This window comes from Pontibacter pudoricolor (genome assembly GCF_010092985.1).
Classification (GTDB): Bacteria; Bacteroidota; Bacteroidia; order Cytophagales; family Hymenobacteraceae; genus Pontibacter; species Pontibacter pudoricolor.
Genome location: NZ_CP048106.1, coordinates 1,761,539 through 1,778,929 on the forward strand (window position 1 = coordinate 1,761,539; position 17,391 = coordinate 1,778,929).

The window sequence follows — 17,391 nt, forward strand, 5'->3', positions numbered from 1 at the left end:
AAAATAGATTTCTCACACTGTTCGAATTGACAATAAGAAAACTTGAGGACATATAAGATCCTTCGGCCAGCACTCGGGATGAAAATATAAAGTAGTTAAGCCCAGAGACTAACAGGACCTACGCACACTGCCTGGTCTAATCCTTGCCACAACCCTGATTTAAACAAATTCCCCAGTTCACCCCTTTCAAAATCCATTTCACCTTAAAAACAAAGACCGAATTTTCATATGGCTTTTATTATATATAACTTACCTACGTATAGAACTAAATTCGAAAACAGCGTTCCGGGTAAACTATAGGTTGGCCGGGAACCTCAGCACTTTAAATAACTATGATCAATAAAACTGTTAAAAACGTCCAGGAAGCATTACAGGGTGTTCAGGATGGCATGACACTAATGCTTGGCGGCTTCGGATTGTGCGGTATCCCTGAAAACTGCATACAGGAACTGCTGCGAATAGGCGTAAAAGACCTTACCTGCATCTCGAACAATGCCGGCGTTGATGATTTTGGGATAGGCCTGCTGCTGCAAAAGCGCCAGGTAAAGAAAATGATCGCCAGCTATGTCGGCGAAAATGCCGAGTTTGAGCGCCAGTTACTATCCGGTGAACTTGAAGTAGAACTGAATCCACAGGGAACCCTGGCAGAGCGTATTCGTGCCGGAGGGGCCGGTATACCTGCCTTTTTTACGCCAGCTGGTTATGGAACTGAAGTGGGCGAAGGCAAGGAGAGTCGTGAGTTTAACGGCAAGATGTACCTGATGGAAACCTGGCTGAAAGCAGACTTTGCGTTTGTAAAAGCCTGGAAAGGCGACACAGCCGGAAACCTGATCTATAAAGGTACTGCCCGCAACTTTAACCCAATGATGGCCACAGCCGGAAAGATAACCGTTGCTGAAGTGGAAGAACTGGTACCAGCCGGCGAACTGGACCCGAATATGATTCACACGCCGGGCATATTTGTACAGCGCATTTTCCAGGGCGAGAAGTACGAGAAACGCATCGAACAGAGAACGGTTAGACAGGCTTAAATCAGAATAACATGGCTTTAGATAAAAATCAGATAGCGAAACGAATCGCACAGGAAGTTAAGAACGGCATGTATGTGAACCTGGGCATCGGTATCCCGACGCTGGTAGCAAACTATATTCCGCATGGCATAGAAGTGGTATTGCAGTCAGAGAATGGTTTACTGGGCATGGGCCCCTTCCCTACCGAAGACAAAGTAGATGCCGACCTGATAAATGCAGGTAAACAAACGATAACCACATTGCCGGGCTCATCTATCTTCAGTTCTGCAGACAGCTTTGGTATGATACGCGGCGAGCACGTGGACTTAACGATATTGGGTGCGATGGAGGTATCCGAAGATGGCGACATTGCCAATTGGAAGATTCCGGGCAAAATGGTAAAAGGCATGGGTGGCGCTATGGACTTAGTGGCGTCAGCCAAAAATATTATAGTTGCCATGCAGCACACTGCCCGCGACGGTTCGTCCAAGCTTTTAAAAGAATGTACACTGCCCATTACCGGCCTTAAATGCGTGAAGAAGATCGTAACGGATCTTGCCGTACTGGAAGTTACTGACAAAGGCTTTAAACTGCTGGAAAGAGCGCCCGGCGTAACTGTAGAAGACATTCAGAAAGCAACAGAAGGCACGCTTATAGTTGAAGGCGAGATACCGGAGGTACAACTATAGCATTGCAGGATTTATAGTTTAAAGAAAGCGCGGCTTCGATAGCTGCGCTTTCTTTTTTATATTTGGCAACATACGTGCATTTATTCAGGATTACCTGCCTATGTATCGAAACTATAGTGCGTGCACGTATACCTGTAGCATAAAAGAGACAAAATTAACCCATGAGCGATAAGAACGAAGAAAGTACTGAACATACAGAACACAAATTATTACTGCGCCAGCTCCAGCTCAAAGACTATAATGAAGTAAAAGAGATAATGGATACGGTTTACCGTAACATTGATGGCGCCTGGACCAGGAAAGAATTCTCTAACCTGCTCAAGAAGTTTCCGGAAGGACAGATCTGTATTGAAGACAAAGGCAAAGTAGTAGCCGGCGCGCTCAGCCTTATTGTTGATTATGCCCAATATGGCGACAAGCACACTTATGAACAGATTGTAGACCGCGGCACTTTTAAGTCGCATGACCCGGAAGGCGACACCCTGTATGGCATTGATGTGTTTGTGCACCCTGAATACCGCAACCTGCGTCTTGGACGTCGTCTTTACGATGCACGCAAAGAGATGTGCGAGAACCTGAACCTGCGCGGCATTATTGCCGGTGGCCGTATACCAGGTTATAAAGATTACGCCAACAAGCTTACGCCTGCCAAGTACATTGAAATGGTACGCAACAAGGAGCTTTCGGATCCGGTGCTTTCGTTCCAGCTGAGCAACGAGTTCCATGTGCGTAAGATCATGAAGAACTACCTGCCAGATGATACCGATTCGCGCGCGTATGCTACCTTGCTGGAATGGGTAAACGTGTACTTCGAAGAGAAGGAAAAACTGATAGGCGGTACAAAATCTATAGTTCGGATTGGAATTGTACAGTGGCAGATGCGTTCGGTAAAATCGCTGGACGATATGATGCAGCAGATCGAGTTCTTCGTGGACACGGTGAGCTCATACAAATCTGATATAGTGGTATTCCCGGAGTTCTTTAACGCGCCGCTGATGGCCCTTACTAAAGAGGATTCGCCATCGGAAGCGATCAGAAGTATGGCTGAATATACCGATGAGATTCGTGAGCGGATGATACACCTGGCGCTGTCGTACAACATCAATATTATTGCCGGTAGTATGCCCGAGTACTACGACAACAAACTATACAACGTAAGCTACCTTTGCCGACGTGATGGTACGTATGATAAACAGTACAAGCTGCATGTAACCCCGGATGAGTCGCATTACTGGGGTATGCGCGGTGGGCACAAACTCAAGATATTTGACACCGATATCGGCAAGATCGGTATCCTGATCTGTTACGATGTGGAGTTCCCGGAGCTGGCGCGTATGCTCTCTGATATGGATATGAAAATTCTGTTCGTGCCGTTCTGGACAGACACCAAGAACGCGTACCTGCGGGTTCGTCTCTGCTCCCAGGCCCGAGCCATCGAGAACGAATGTTATGTAGCTATAACCGGCAGCGTTGGTAACTTACCGAAAGTAGAAAACATGGATATCCAGTACTCGCAATCGGCTGTCTTCTCCCCTTCCGACTTCGCTTTTCCGCATGATGCTGTAATTGCCGAAGCCACACCCAATACGGAGATGACGTTGATCGCTGACCTTGACCTGAACCTGCTGAAAGACCTGAACACCGCAGGTAGTGTTCGTAACCTGAAGGATCGCAGGAAGGATCTGTATAACCTGAGCTGGGTAACTCGTAAAGAAGATTAACAACTATAGTTCCTTAAAATATAGTGCCAACAGCAGTTTGTGCCGTTGGCACTATATTTTTTTAGAGGTAATAAACGCAGGTACAAACTATAAGAACTGCATTTTAATGCTGGTAATTCCTATTTTTGCATCCTTAATCCCACTTCTTAAAACTTTTGAAAGCAAGCCTCGATCATATTATCAGAGTAACCAAAAACAAGTTCTTCACTGATCAGGATGAGCTAACCTGGAGGGCGTATAAAAACATCATCCTCTCATTTATTTACAGGGGGCCGGAGTTATTGTCGGGCTTTTGCTTGTGCCACTCATGCTGAGTTACCTCTCCCCGGTTAAATATGGTATCTGGCTTACTTTGAGCGCTATACTACAGTGGATCACTTTTTTTGATGTGGGTTTAAGCCATGGCCTGCGAAATAAATTTGCTATAGCTTTACTTAATAAAGATGTGCGTGCAGGCAGTATTTTCACGAGTACGACTTATACCATAGTTGGTGCAATTGCTACTACACTTATTTTACTTGCTGTCAGCATTTATTACGTGCATCGCTGGCAGTTATTGCCAGGCCTGTCATTTGAGCTGACCACTGAAGTTCAGGACCTGTTATTGGTTGTGCTTATATTTTTCTCCATCAGGCTGGTAGCCAGTCTGATTTTTGCATTACTGGCAGCAGAGCAAAAAGTTAGTGCAATAGGGTTTCTGGACCTGATTGTAAGTGCGCTTTCTCTGTTAGCTGTCTATTTGCTGAAACAGTTTACTCAGAATTCTCTTTTCTGGGCAGGTGCGGCTTTAAGTTTTATTATTATGGCTGTTCCTTTATTGGCTAATCTTTGGTATTTCAGAAAAGATTATAAGCTTTATAGACCCACGTTGAAGTATGTCGACTTCAGTTATGCAAAAGATTTACTAACACTTGGTGGCAATTTTTTTCTACTGCAGGCAGCTACTATTATACTTTTCTCAAGCAACAACTTTGTTATTGCCGCATTATTAGGCGCAGAAGATGTTACAATCTTTAACATCCCTTTTAAGTACATGGCCATCGTTACAATGGTATCGGTTATTATTCTAAATCCGTATTGGTCAGCGGCAACAGAAGCTTATACTACAAAGGACTATAGTTGGTTCCGGAAGTCAATTCGTAACCTTATAGTCGTATGGTTTCTTATGGCAGTTTTGCTGACGGTTATGGTATTACTCTCTCCTGTTATTTACAAAATCTGGCTGAGCAATAAAGTAACTATCCCTTATTCGGTTACAATGCTTATGGCTGTTTATGTAGGAGTATTAGCATGGAACAACGTATTTGTATACCTGATAAACGGTATTGGTAAAATCAGACTGCAAGTTTATACTTATCTGTTTGCTGCATGCTTTGTTGTGCCGCTTGCTTACCTCTTTGTTAAAGTTTTTGGCTGGGGATTAAACGGAATACTAATCGCTAATATTATTTGTATCTTGCCTGCCAGCATTTTAATGCCAATACAATTCTGGCTAATCATCCGCGAACGGGCATCCGGAGTATTTTTAAAGTAAGAATGCCAATTTAGCCGTTTTCAAAATACGTGCTGTGTTGGCTATGCAAAACTGGTGATAACTGTGCTCTTTTGGATAAAAAGATTCCTACATCAACAACTACTAGTAGTATAATATTTTTTTCAGAAGACCCTCCGCTGAAAAAGAAAGGGCATGGTTTGTCTGTGCTTCTTTACAACATGCTTTCCGGGCTGAAGAAGTATAGGCCTACTGTTGTAACTTTCACTCCGTCCACAACTATAACCCGTTCGGATATTGTAGATGATGCTCACTGGGAAGTACTTCTCTGTGATAACAAGCTGCACAAAGCAACTAAAATCCGTTTTTTTACAAGTGCCATGTTTCCTGTCAGGCTGCTTAACTTTCTCCTGTATTTGCCTGCAATCATTAAACTGGCCAGGCAGCAACCGGCTTCACCTGTGTTGGTAAGTGTAGGCGCATCTGCCAAGCCGCTGGTCTTCGCAGCCTTGTTAAAAAAATTTATCCCCAACCCTGTGTGGTTATATATTGTGGATGACTTTGAAAAGATAAACGAGCTGAGCACAAACAAACTGGAACGCTACTTAACCAGCAAGTTCACTCAGCCTGTTTTAAAAAGCGCGGACAGGGTAATAGTGATCAGTGAAGGTTTGAGACAAGTGTACAAGCAACGGCATATTATAACTGCAGATGTGTTACTGCCATGCTTTGCCGCTATAGACGCTAACCTACAGAAAATACCAACTGGCAGTAACGTTTTTACCTTTGTTTACACAGGTGGTCTTAACCTGCTCTATAACGATACCCTGAAGCTTTTTGCCGATAAGTTACAGGAACTAAATAGTTATGGCAGCAGGCAATACAAGCTCATCATTCAGACATACTCATCGCGCGAACAGTTTGATTCGTTGCAATTTGACAAATCGGTTGTTGTTTACAGTACCTCTGCTGAACGAAGCTCCTCGTTGCCATCTTATCGCGAAGCTGACTGTTTTCTGGTACCTTATACTTTTGAAGCCGTTAAGCAGGACCTTGTTCAAACCTCCTTTCCACAAAAGGTGGCAGAACTCATTCAGTTAAAAAGACCGATTTTATTTCTTGGTCCCAGTTACAGTTCAGTGATCAGGTTTTTCAGAGAGCAGCAAGTACCTTATGTAGTTGATGAACAAAACTTAAGCTCTCTGCCGGAAATTATCGAACAGCTGGCTACTTCAGAGACACACCAGGCCCTGCAGGAAAACTATAGCCGCATTTACAGAGATCATTTTTCCGAAGTAAACGTGAAAAGAGTACTTTTTGATGAGCAGATGCAGTCACAACTATGAAAATAAAGTTTTTACCCTACCAGCCACATTGCTTTGCTTTCGGAGGTTTCGAAGTGCAAATGTTAAGCACCTTACAAGCACTCAGGGAATCAGGCATTGATGCAACAACTTTAGATGTCTGGGAAAGAGACAGCAGCTTTGACGTGCTGCATTGCTGGGGCCTGGGAGTTGCAAACTATGAAAATGTATTCTGGGGGAAGAAAGCCGGGAAGAAAGTGGTGCTCACGGCACTGCTGCCTTACTACGAAACTATACTTGAGAAAGCGAAGCATTACCTCTCGCTGGGGGTATACAAGGCACGCCTGTTTAAAGAAATGCTGCAGGTTATAGATAAAGTAGTGGTCGTAAATGAACTTCAGGCAGATGTTTGCATACGCCACTTTGGCGTACCCGCTTCAAAACTGGAGGTTATACCTAATGTAGTGCAGCATCTGTACTTTAAGACAGCTGGTCATACAGGCAGTTTGTTTACTCAACATTACCAGGTATCTGATTTTATACTCACGTCAGGTAATGTATGCTCCCGGAAAAACCAGCTCAATCTGGCTCTTGCAGCAGTTAAGGCAGGTGTAAACCTTGTAATTATTGGCAAAATAATGGAAGGTGAAGAAAAGTATGGAGAAACACTGGAAAAAGTTGTACAGGAAAATGCAAATATAACCTGGATAAAAGGACTGGCACCCGGATCTGAAGTATTGGTTGATGCTTACGCTGCCTGCTCCGCCTTTGCGTTGCCAAGCTATATAGAACAACAACCTATTTCATTGTTAGAGGCCGCCATTATGCGTAAGCCTCTCCTGATATCAGATAAAGCCTTTGCCCGACAGAAGTATTATAAGAATGCTTTGTTAGTAAACCCTGGCTCTATAGACGCTATTGCAAAAGGTTTACATCAGGTACTTAATGGCAGCAGCAAGTATTTGGTACCTTCTCAACTCTTACAAGAGGTTAAGCCCCAACATGTTGCTCAAGCTTATGCAGCTGTATACAACTCACTTTAGCAGCTGTATTGTTAAAGAAGAACCACGCTTACCCTAACTAAATTTAAGTAAACTTTGTATTATTGTGAGTTGAAGAATGTATAAAAATCCGAAAACAACTTATTTTTATTAATTAATATACCATTACACCGCTTACATGGGTAAAGTAGAAGGAGGTTATAGATTACAAAACATTTCAGCTATCAAAGAAGATGAGCTTCCGCTTTTATCTGTTGTAACAGTAGTTTATAACGGCGAAAAATCGATTGAACGAACCATTAAGAGTGTCCTTAACCAGGACTATCCTAACTTGGAGTACATTATAGTAGACGGTAACTCTACTGATGGCACTCTGGAGATTATCGGGAAATATGATGAAAGTATAGCTTACTGGATAAGTGAGAAGGACAAAGGTATAAGCGATGCCTTTAATAAAGGGATTTCGTTGGCAACCGGTGAAGTGATTGGCTTTTTGAATGCGGATGACTGGTACGAACCACATGCGCTTTCTTCAATAATGTCGGCTTATACTCCGGGTAGCGTAGTGCATGGCAATATGCAATATTGGAACGAAGATGGCAGCAAAGGTTTATTTTTTAAGCCAAACCAAAAGCTCCTGCCCAAAGAAATGACTATTAATCATCCGACTGTATTTGTCTCAAAATCGCTTTATGAGCAATATGGCACATTTAGCACCAACTATAAACTTGCTATGGACTACCACTTGCTATTGCGCCTATACTTGGCATCTGTACCTTTTATAGAAGTAGACAAAACAATAGCAAATATGCGCTCCGGTGGTTTTTCCGGTAACTGGATCAATTGTTACAGGGAAGTATACAGGGCAAAAAACGAACTGTTAGGTAATAAGCATAAAAACTATCTGTTTTATACCTGGCAGGTAGTTCGTCGCAGCGTTTCAGAAACATTAGCCAACACTCCGCTTTCATTTATCAACCGCCTGTATAGGAGTTATTTTTCACCGATGAAAAAAGCCTAAACTATTCAGCTCCTATACAATATGCTCGCACCAACTATGAAAACAATCATACCAGCTAAAAACAACATATACTACCTTGCACTTTTGCTATTGAGTATAGGTGCCATCTTTCTAAAATCTCCTAAATTTTATGGAGTGGGAATTTCAGATGTTGCCATACTTTTTACGATCATACTGCTGGTTTATAAACGAGATTTTATTACCCTCAGGCTCAATAATTATCTCTTGCCCGGATTAATAGCTTTATTCCTTTTATACCTTATACCCAGTGTTTTTATCGTCCCGGATAAACTACTGTTTGTGAAATACTTTACCCGGTTATTAAAATCAGCTTTAATGGGAGTGCTGGCTTATATCCTTATCAAAAAGTTAAGCGAAGATCTCCAACTTCATTTTATCAGGTTCTTTTTCTATTTCGCTATTACCTGTATTTTACTTGATACGCTCTATTCGTTCGTTTTATACTTTGTGAACCTGGAACGAAACATGCAGTTTGAGAACAGTATTTGGGTAATTTATGCTGCGCTCAAAGCAAGCTTTCTATACTCTGAGAAAAACATGGTGGCATTCACTATGTCGCTGCTCATGGTGCTGTCCTGGAGATTTTTTGATGGCAGGTTTCTATTTCTGCTTTGGTTGCTTACCCTGATTTTTTTATCCAGGAGTGGCATGGTTGTAAATACCATACTCCTTTTTTACTTCATCGGGACCAAGTTATTCAGTCCAAAGTATATTCTAATGGTGCTGGGTACGCTCCTGCTTACTGTTGCGTTAGTTTACCTGTTCAACATGCAGGAACTCTTTATAAACCGCCTTACCCTAACACAAGACCTGAGCTTGCATGGCAGACTAAACCTGCAAAAAATAGGTATAAATCTGTGGCTGGAGTCCCCTTTATTTGGGAAAGGTCTTAGCGGCTATGAACAGAATTTTGCAAGACACTTTACAGGAGGTGAATACAACCCATACCCGCATAACCTGTTTATTTATATTTTAGCTGAGTTTGGGATAGTTGGCTTTTTGCTGTTAGGCAGTATTTTCTTTCTCCTGTACCAACACTTGAAGAAGAGAAAACTTGGGATGCTGTTAGTCGCGTACCTGCTTTTTGGTATTTTCCTGTTCAACCTTACAGAATACCACTTCTTTTTCCTTGCCGGTGTGCTGGCTGCTTTTACTCCAAAACTGACATATGTTGAAGATAGCATACATTCTCCCGTCGTTAGCTAACCAAGGGCCTATACTTGTAGTACGGGATATTGTACGAAGTCTGCACCAGGTGGCAGCTATCACTGTCTTCTACTTTGACCCAGTAGTAGAAATTACTTTCGACTGCCCTACGCGCAGGATAAGTATGTGGGAAAAAGTAGATTTAACAGGCTTTGATATAGTGCACTCACATATGTTAAGGCCAGACGCTTTTATATGGTTAAACAGCAAACGTATAAAAGGCAGAACGATCAGTACAATTCACAACTATGTGGAAGACGACCTTCGGTATCGCTACAATAAAGTCATCTCCGTTATCTTCACCAAAGTATGGGATATCCTGCTACGTAAACATGATCTGCTGGTAACACTAACAGCGGATATGGAAGCGTATTACCGTAAACTTTATAAGAACCCGCGAATCTGCTATGTACACAATGGGAGATTTGTTAAAAGTGAGCAAACAGATAAACAGCCAGTTCCAGAAAATGAACAGATAGAAGCGTTCAAAGATCAAAGTATAGTTATAGGCGTGGCTGCCCTGTTAACGCATCGAAAAGGTATAGACCAGTTATTGCATCTGATTCACCGAAACAACAGGTATAAACTGCTTATTATCGGCGATGGTCAGGTTAGAGTAAAACTTGAACAATTGGCCAAGCAACTGCAGGTAAGTGAAAGATGCATGTTTCTGGGCTACAAAAAAGGCGCAGATAATTATTACAGGTATTTTGATGTTTACGCGATGCCCTCCCGTTCTGAAGGCTTTCCGCTCGCATTAATTGAGGCTGCAGCTTTTGGGTTACCAACTATCTGTTCAGACTTACCTGCTTTTAAAGAAATTTTTTCAGAACGCGATGTTGCTTTTTTGAACTCGATAATATTAATGACCTGGAAAACAAATTGGATAACTTGCTTAAAAACAGTTCCACTTTCTCGGCTAATATAAGACACAGATATCAGAAAGACCTTACGGCACAGGCAATGGCTAGCCGTTATTTAGAAGTTTATAAGCAGCTACTCTCCCATGCAGTATAGTATAACGGCATCTATCGTTGCCTATAATAATAATCGACAGGTATTACTGGAAGCTATTACCAGTTTCTTAAATACCACGTTGCCGGTGCAGTTATACCTGGTAGATAATTCCCCAACCGATGTCTTACGTTTGTTATGTGTAGATGAACGCCTTGTTTATATCTTTAATAATAAGAATATTGGGTTTGGGGCCGGGCATAATATTGCAATGCGCGAGGCATTAAACAAAGCACCTTATCATCTCGTGCTAAACCCTGATGTATACTTTGAGCCCGGGAACCTGGAGAAAATTTATGAGTTCATGAATCAGCATACAGATGTGGGTTTGCTAATGCCTAAGATACTATACCCGGATGGTGAATTGCAGTATTTATGTAAGCTACTTCCTACTCCTTTACAGTTTTTTGAGCGGCGGTTTATGAAGTGGAACAAAAAAGACTGGAGCGGCAGAATGAATTATTTGAATTACGATTTACAGGGTATGATAAATTAATGGATGTGCCTTATCTTTCAGGCTGTTTCATGTTTCTGCGAACCAGTGCTTTAATGGAAGTAGGGCTTTTTGATGAACGTATTTTCATGTATTCTGAAGATATGGATCTCTCACGCCGAATGCACCAGAAATTCAGGACTGTTTATTACCCTGAGGCGAAAGTTTACCACCATTTTGCAAAAGGTTCGCACAGAAGTTTAAAGCTCTTATGGTATGCATTACATGGCAACATCGTTTACTTTACAAAATGGGGCTGGCTTTCCGATCCAGAGCGTAACCAGGTTAATCAAAATATACTTTCCAAATTAACTTCATGTACCAACTCTCACCCGTAAATGTAAGGCGCTTATATACCATTACGCTCTGCCTCATTGCCTTTACTTTGCCTTTTTCCATCCACTTCAACAATATGCTGTTGCTGGTGTTGGTGCTGGTATGGGTTGCTGAAGGCCAGTGGCATAGAAAATGGGAAATTGCCTCCTCGAACGGGTATGTGCTTTTATTAAGTCTCTTTTTTATCTGGCATGTGGTTGGGCTTACTTACACAAAGGATATTTCTTCCGGATTATTTGAGTTAGAAAAGAAGATCTCTTTACTACTATTCCCCTTAATATTAGGTACGGCAACAATACAGCGCAGAGGTATAACTATAAAAGTAATCTGGTCTTTTGTAACAGCATGTTTAATTGCGGCAACTGTATGCCTGGTTGGCGGCTTTTACAGGTTCCGTAAAGGAATACCACCGGGAGGTTCGGTTTATGGAGGCCACGATGCTACACTGGAGTTCAGAAAAGCACATACACAGATCTCTGCAATCTGGGATTACATTACCTATACAGAATTAACAGTTCCTATTAAAATTCATCCGACATATTTTTCTATTTATGTCCTTTTCTGCTTAATTTTTTTATTCTATACGTTGCGTAAAAGTTACCAGAGCTACGGGCAATTAGATTGGCAGAAAATTGGGCTTGTTCTTCTGCTTTTATGCTTTAGCTGCTTTTTATTTTTGCTGTCATCCAGGATTGCAATTGTGTTATATGCCCTGTGTCTTGTTTCCATGCCTGTTGTTATTTTTTACAAAAGGTTGAATAAAGTCAGGCTCGTAGCACTTATATTCGTGCTTATACTTCTAACCACTATTTTAGTAGCTCAAATTCCTGTTATAAAACATCGTTTCCTGAGCGATCTGGAAATGTTTACCAAAGGTTTTGAGACAGGCAACCCGGGTACAGGCATGTATCAGCGGCTGTATATCTGGCAATCTTCTGTTACACTTATAGAGATTAATCCGCTAACGGGTGCAGGAACCGGTGATGCCCAGTTAGCTTTAAATGAGGAGTACGCCAGAAAGTGCCTGGAACTAGCTGGTTTAAATGCTCATAATCAGTTTTTGCAAACAGCAATTATGCTTGGCATACCGGCAATGTTGCTCTTAATAGCATTGTTTGTTGTTCCCTTCATATTAGCTGTTAGGAACAGGGATATTATATATGCTTATTTCCTGCTGATCTTTTTCGTAGCAAACCTAACGGAGGCGATGCTACAACGGCATAAGGGGATCGTTTTCTATGCCTTGTTAAATACATTACTTTTCTTTTATAAATATGATAGCAAAACAAAGGAGCTAAAATAAAAAACCTGATCTGAGAGCTACTTTAAATAACCTGCTTTATAGTTTGTGATACTTCTAAATACCTTTAAATCGAATAATTACACTTACGGTTTTAAGTATAACTTTTAGATCCATCAAAATAGACCTGTTCTTTAAATAATACAGGTCATATTGTACTTTAGTAAGTGCGTCTTCGGCAGTAGAGCTGTATTTATAGATAACCTGTGCCCAGCCTGTAATACCGGGCTTCATAAGGTGCCGGGTTTCATAAAAAGGGATAATAGCTTTTAATTGTTCTACAAATACGGGCCTTTCTGGTCTTGGTCCAATCAAGCTCATCTCTCCTTTTAGCACATTCCAGGCCTGTGGCAGTTCATCAATCCTTGACCGGCGCAGGAATCTTCCGAATGGTGTAATTCGCATATCATTCTCCTGTGCCCAGGCAGCACCGTTCGCTTCAGCATCCACCACCATCGATCTGAATTTGGTAATTGTAAAAGCAGTGCCATGTAACCCAACACGCTCCTGCCTGTAAAAAAGTGGTCCGCGATTACTGATACAATTTGCCAGGTATATAACCGGTATCAGTAGCAAGCATAGTACGATCCCTGCAATCCCAAACAAAATGTCGATTACCCGGGAGAACAAATGATAAGCTCTGCGGAAGTGACTTTTATTGTATGGGAAGGTTAGGTAAAAATCACTTCCATCCTGTTGCACAAGTATTCTGCCGGTTAGCTCTTCATAAAAATCACATAATGCCGTTACTTCTATGCCTTGCATCCGGCAGCTGGCTAAATCAATTAACTCTTTGCTGCTTACACTTTTACGAATCGACTCATCTACCACAATCTCGTCTACTCGCATACGCTGTAAGAATTTTGACAGATTACTTGTGCCCCGGATGATTCTAACCCCTTTGTAAGCTATTTCCCCGGCATCTGTATCAAGAATTCCTACCACTTTATATCCTAAATGATAGTTGAATATATCTCCGTTAACAAAAACATCTATAAGCGATTTAGTAGAGTAACTGGAACCAACAATTAATACCCGTTTTAGAAAAATTGCCCTGTTAAAGAACCTGAAGTATAAGTAACGCCATATAACGAGTGATACCAGCGCCTGGAAAATAAAAAGCAGAATATCGTATTTAGAAGTCGGCAACTCAGGGGTATACCATGGGAAGAACAGGTAACCAATAATAGCTATAGTTGTAGCACAGGTAAGGTATTTAACAGTAGTATAAAACCTGTTAATATACTCCAGATTGTAAAGGTCAAAGATGTAGGAAACCAGGCTCCACCACAAAATAACTGAGATAAGCCACGAAAACTTTTCTCCCAGAAAAATGGCCAGGGTAAAAGAGTTATAGACAGCTATGCAATAAGTAAAGGCAGCCGTTATAACTAAAAGCAGGTCTACGGTAAAAAGCAGATACTTTCTATCTGTTATCTCAAAAGAAAAAGATCTCCTGTTGTTTGTGAGCAGTGCTAATATTCTGATAAATAAGGTATAGCTTGTAGTATTGTTTATCTTGTTATCAGCTACGGTTGTAGATGCATTCATGTAATTAAATAAGTTTGTTTCAGATTGATATGAGTAACTAGCATTCCTTTGTATAATCCTGACCCAGTTTTTACATTCATGGTTGCATCAAATCAAACGATATCAATCTATTTTTATCTATCCATAAGCTTAAATATTACGCTATTGCTTCTCAACCTGTTGTCAGCAACCAAATTTGGTTAGCCAAAAACAGGCAGGCGGATCATATTTTACATTATTAATTTTTCAGGGATCCGGAAGTGAATAAGGTAAAACGTAAGTGGGTACTGCCTAATATGAGCATAACTTTGTAACTTCGCCGGCAAAGTTTTTTAGCATGAGCAAAGAGAAACCAAGTTTACCAAAAGGAACCCGCGATTTCGGCCCTGCTGTAGTGGCCAAGCGTAACTATATATTCAATACTATCCGCCGCACCTTCGAAAAATTCGGCTACTTGCCCCTCGAAACCCCGGCCATGGAACAGCTCTCGGTGCTTACCGGCAAGTATGGCGACGAAGGCGACCAGCTGATCTTCAAGATTCTGAACTCCGGTGACTACTTGGGTAAAACCACGCCTGCTGATATCGAGCAAGGCTCCAAACACCTGATCCGTAAGATTTCTGAAAAAGCGCTACGTTACGACCTGACCGTGCCATTTGCCCGTTTCGTGGTGATGAACCGCAACGAGATCACCTTTCCGTTCAAGCGTTACCAGATACAGCCGGTATGGCGCGCCGACCGTCCGCAGAAAGGCCGTTACCGCGAGTTTTACCAGTGCGACGCTGACGTGGTAGGTACAAATTCCCTGCTGTGCGAAGCCGAAATTGTGCAGATGATCGACGAAGTGCTGACTACGTTGGGACTGACGGATTTCACGATAAAGATTAACCACCGCGGCGTGCTGGCAGGAATAGCCGAAGCCATCGGTGAAAAAGGCCGGGAAGGCGACATTTGCGTGGCGATTGATAAGCTGGATAAGATCGGTGCAGAAGGCGTGCGTAAAGAGCTGCTGGAGCGTGGCATTTCGGAAGATGCGGTTGGCAAACTGGAGCCGCTTTATAGTTTGGAAGGCAACAACCAGGAACTGCTGCAGCAACTGCAAACTATATTGGGCAACACCGAAGAAGGCCAACGTGGCCTGAAGGATTTGAACGATGTTTGGTCGTACCTCGATAACCTTGGCAGTAATGCTTTATCTTCAACAAATCCATCCGGTAACCCGCGTTTACAACTGGATGTAACTTTGGCCCGTGGTCTCTCCTACTATACCGGTTGTATTTTCGAAGTGAAGGTAAACAACGTGAGTATGGGCAGCATCAGTGGCGGTGGCCGTTATGATAACCTGACGGGCATGTTCGGTTTGCCGGGCGTGTCTGGTGTGGGCTTCTCGTTTGGTGTAGACCGCATTTACGATGTGCTGGAAGAGCTGGACCTGTTCCCGGTAAGCGCACAACTGAGCACCAAATTACTTATAGTTCAGTTCGATAAGGAGTCGGAACTATACGCGCTGCCGTTGCTGCAGAAACTACGCGATGCCGGCATTTCGTCGGAATTATATCCGGAAGCAGCCAAACTGAAAAAACAGATGGGCTACGCCGATCAGAAAAATATACCGTTCGTGCTGCTGGTTGGCTCCGAAGAAATGGCAAGCGGCAAATTAAAGCTCCGCGACATGCAGACCGGCGAACAGGACGAACTATACATTGATGACATTATTGCCCAGCTGAAAGACATCGCATAACATGAGCAACGTACACCACATCTCCAGCGAGCACCTGAGCCTGGAGCGCATACAGGAAATCATTTCCGGCAACTATAGTTTAGCTTTATCTGCAGATGCCGAGCAGCGCATCCAAAAGTGCTACGACTACCTGCAGGATAAAATGAAGCAGACTGACCGCAGCATCTACGGCATCAACACCGGCTTCGGTTCGCTCTATAAGAACAAGATCTCGAACCACGACCTGGAGCAGCTGCAGCGCAACCTGATGATGTCGCATGCGTGCGGCACCGGCCAGGAAGTACCGCAGGAAGTGGTGAAACTGATGTTGCTTTTAAAAGTGCAGTCGCTGGCGTACGGGCACAGTGGTGTGCAGGTGCAAACTGTTAAAAGGCTTATTGATTTCTATAACCGCGACATCTACCCTATCGTTTACCAGCAAGGCTCGCTGGGTGCCAGCGGTGATCTTGCTCCCTTGGCGCATCTGTGTTTGCCACTGATCGGGTTGGGTGAAGTACATTACCAGGGTTACAAACTGGAAAGCAAGCATGTGCTGGAAATGTTCAGCTGGGAGCCGATCGCGTTAAAAGCAAAAGAAGGACTGGCCCTGCTGAACGGTACGCAGTTTATGAGCGCTTATGGCGTTTATAATCTGCTTCAGGCTCGTCGTTTATCTGCCCAGGCTGACTTAATCGGAGCACTTTCGCTGGATGGATTTGATGGCAGAATTGAACCGTTCAATGATTTGATCCATAAGGTTCGTCCGCATAAAGGGCAGCTGCAAACCGCTGAGGCTTTCAGAAACCTGTTGGATGGCAGCGAGCTTATAGTTCAGGACAAAGTGCATGTGCAGGACCCGTATTCGTTCCGTTGCATTCCGCAGGTGCATGGTGCCAGCAAAGACGCGCTACGCTACGCCGAAGATGTTTTCCTGACCGAGATAAACTCCGTTACCGATAACCCGAACATCTTCCCCGACGAAGACGAGATCATATCAGGCGGTAACTTCCATGGGCAGCCTTTGGCCCTGGCACTGGATTTTATGGCGATAGCGATGGCAGAACTTGGAAGTATTTCGGAGCGCCGTAGTTACCTGCTGATCTCAGGAACGCGTGGCCTGCCTGACTTTTTAGTGGCCGAGCCTGGACTGAACTCCGGTTTTATGATCACACAGTATACAGCCGCATCCATCGTTAGCCAGAATAAACAATTTTGCACGCCGGCTTCTATCGATACGATCCCGTCGTCAAACGGGCAGGAAGATCATGTAAGTATGGGTGCGAATGCCGCAACCAAACTATACCAGGTGGTACAGAACGTGGAGCGCGTGTTAGGTATAGAACTGATGCACGCTGCACAAGCTATTGATTTCAGAAGACCACTTAAAACATCGCCTGTACTGGAAAATCTTTATAGTTCGTTCCGTGAGGTAGTTCCGTTTGTATCGACTGACCGCGTGCTGCATGATGATATTATGAAGAGCATTGGCTTCCTGAGAACTTACAAAGTCTGAATCAGGATTTTCTGGATTAA

General features: G+C 43.0%; 15 protein-coding genes. 14 read left to right on the forward strand and 1 reads right to left on the reverse strand.

The features are described from left to right. Window positions 1-332: 332 nt before the first annotated feature. The 12 genes from GSQ66_RS07555 (at window position 333) to GSQ66_RS07605 (ending at window position 12,611) form a co-directional block, all read left to right on the forward strand. Window positions 333-1,031 (forward strand): CoA transferase subunit A, encoded by a 699-nt coding sequence (locus tag GSQ66_RS07555; RefSeq protein ID WP_162426905.1) that lies wholly within the window; start codon window positions 333-335, stop codon window positions 1,029-1,031. 11 nt (window positions 1,032-1,042) lie between these two features. Next, a complete protein-coding gene (locus GSQ66_RS07560) occupies window positions 1,043-1,699 on the forward strand; it encodes a CoA transferase subunit B (protein ID WP_162426906.1) in 657 nt (218 codons plus the stop codon). A 161-nt stretch (window positions 1,700-1,860) separates the two neighbouring features. Next, window positions 1,861-3,420, forward strand: coding sequence for a carbon-nitrogen hydrolase family protein (locus GSQ66_RS07565; RefSeq protein WP_162426907.1), 1,560 nt, complete (start codon window positions 1,861-1,863; stop codon window positions 3,418-3,420). Window positions 3,421-3,727: 307 nt separating this feature from the next. Then, window positions 3,728-4,954 (forward strand): MATE family efflux transporter, encoded by a 1,227-nt coding sequence (locus GSQ66_RS07570; protein ID WP_162426908.1) that lies wholly within the window; start codon window positions 3,728-3,730, stop codon window positions 4,952-4,954. 71 nt (window positions 4,955-5,025) lie between these two features. Beyond that, window positions 5,026-6,258, forward strand: coding sequence for a glycosyltransferase family protein (locus GSQ66_RS07575; protein ID WP_162426909.1), 1,233 nt, complete (start codon window positions 5,026-5,028; stop codon window positions 6,256-6,258). After that, complete coding sequence (locus GSQ66_RS07580; protein ID WP_162426910.1) at window positions 6,255-7,259, forward strand: glycosyltransferase family 4 protein; 1,005 nt, start codon at window positions 6,255-6,257, stop codon at window positions 7,257-7,259. Before GSQ66_RS07575 ends, GSQ66_RS07580 begins: the two co-directional genes overlap by 4 nt. Before the next feature lie 136 nt (window positions 7,260-7,395). After that, entirely contained in the window at window positions 7,396-8,238 is an 843-nt protein-coding gene (locus GSQ66_RS07585) for a glycosyltransferase family 2 protein (RefSeq protein WP_162426911.1), read from the forward strand. A 300-nt stretch (window positions 8,239-8,538) separates the two neighbouring features. Beyond that, window positions 8,539-9,465: an O-antigen ligase family protein gene (locus GSQ66_RS07590; RefSeq protein ID WP_162426912.1), complete on the forward strand. Its 927-nt coding sequence runs from the start codon at window positions 8,539-8,541 to the stop codon at window positions 9,463-9,465. Beyond that, a complete protein-coding gene (locus GSQ66_RS07595; protein ID WP_162426913.1) occupies window positions 9,428-10,393 on the forward strand; it encodes a glycosyltransferase family 4 protein in 966 nt (321 codons plus the stop codon). The genes GSQ66_RS07590 and GSQ66_RS07595 overlap by 38 nt, the downstream gene beginning before the upstream one ends. A gap of 78 nt (window positions 10,394-10,471) precedes the next feature. Then, window positions 10,472-10,975, forward strand: a complete 504-nt coding sequence (locus GSQ66_RS18780) for a glycosyltransferase (RefSeq protein ID WP_202923420.1) — start codon at window positions 10,472-10,474, stop codon at window positions 10,973-10,975. A gap of 53 nt (window positions 10,976-11,028) precedes the next feature. Then, window positions 11,029-11,310 carry a glycosyltransferase family 2 protein gene (locus GSQ66_RS18785; protein WP_238395861.1) on the forward strand — a complete coding sequence of 94 codons (282 nt, stop codon included), beginning with the start codon at window positions 11,029-11,031 and terminating at the stop codon, window positions 11,308-11,310. Between the two features lie 74 nt (window positions 11,311-11,384). After that, window positions 11,385-12,611 carry an O-antigen ligase family protein gene (locus GSQ66_RS07605; RefSeq protein ID WP_162426914.1) on the forward strand — a complete coding sequence of 409 codons (1,227 nt, stop codon included), beginning with the start codon at window positions 11,385-11,387 and terminating at the stop codon, window positions 12,609-12,611. Window positions 12,612-12,665: 54 nt separating this feature from the next. Here GSQ66_RS07605 and GSQ66_RS07610 read toward each other — a convergent pair whose 3' ends face one another. Next, window positions 12,666-14,159 carry a sugar transferase gene (locus tag GSQ66_RS07610; RefSeq protein WP_162426915.1) on the reverse strand — a complete coding sequence of 498 codons (1,494 nt, stop codon included), beginning with the start codon at window positions 14,157-14,159 and terminating at the stop codon, window positions 12,666-12,668. 316 nt (window positions 14,160-14,475) lie between these two features. Between GSQ66_RS07610 and hisS the strand changes: the two genes are divergently transcribed. Next, entirely contained in the window at window positions 14,476-15,879 is a 1,404-nt protein-coding gene (gene hisS, locus GSQ66_RS07615; RefSeq protein ID WP_162426916.1) for a histidine--tRNA ligase, read from the forward strand. Window position 15,880: 1 nt separating this feature from the next. Then, the gene (gene hutH / locus GSQ66_RS07620) at window positions 15,881-17,371 is read left to right on the forward strand and encodes a histidine ammonia-lyase (RefSeq protein WP_162426917.1); all 1,491 of its coding nucleotides are present in this window, start codon (window positions 15,881-15,883) and stop codon (window positions 17,369-17,371) included. The last annotated feature ends 20 nt before the right edge of the window (window positions 17,372-17,391 follow it).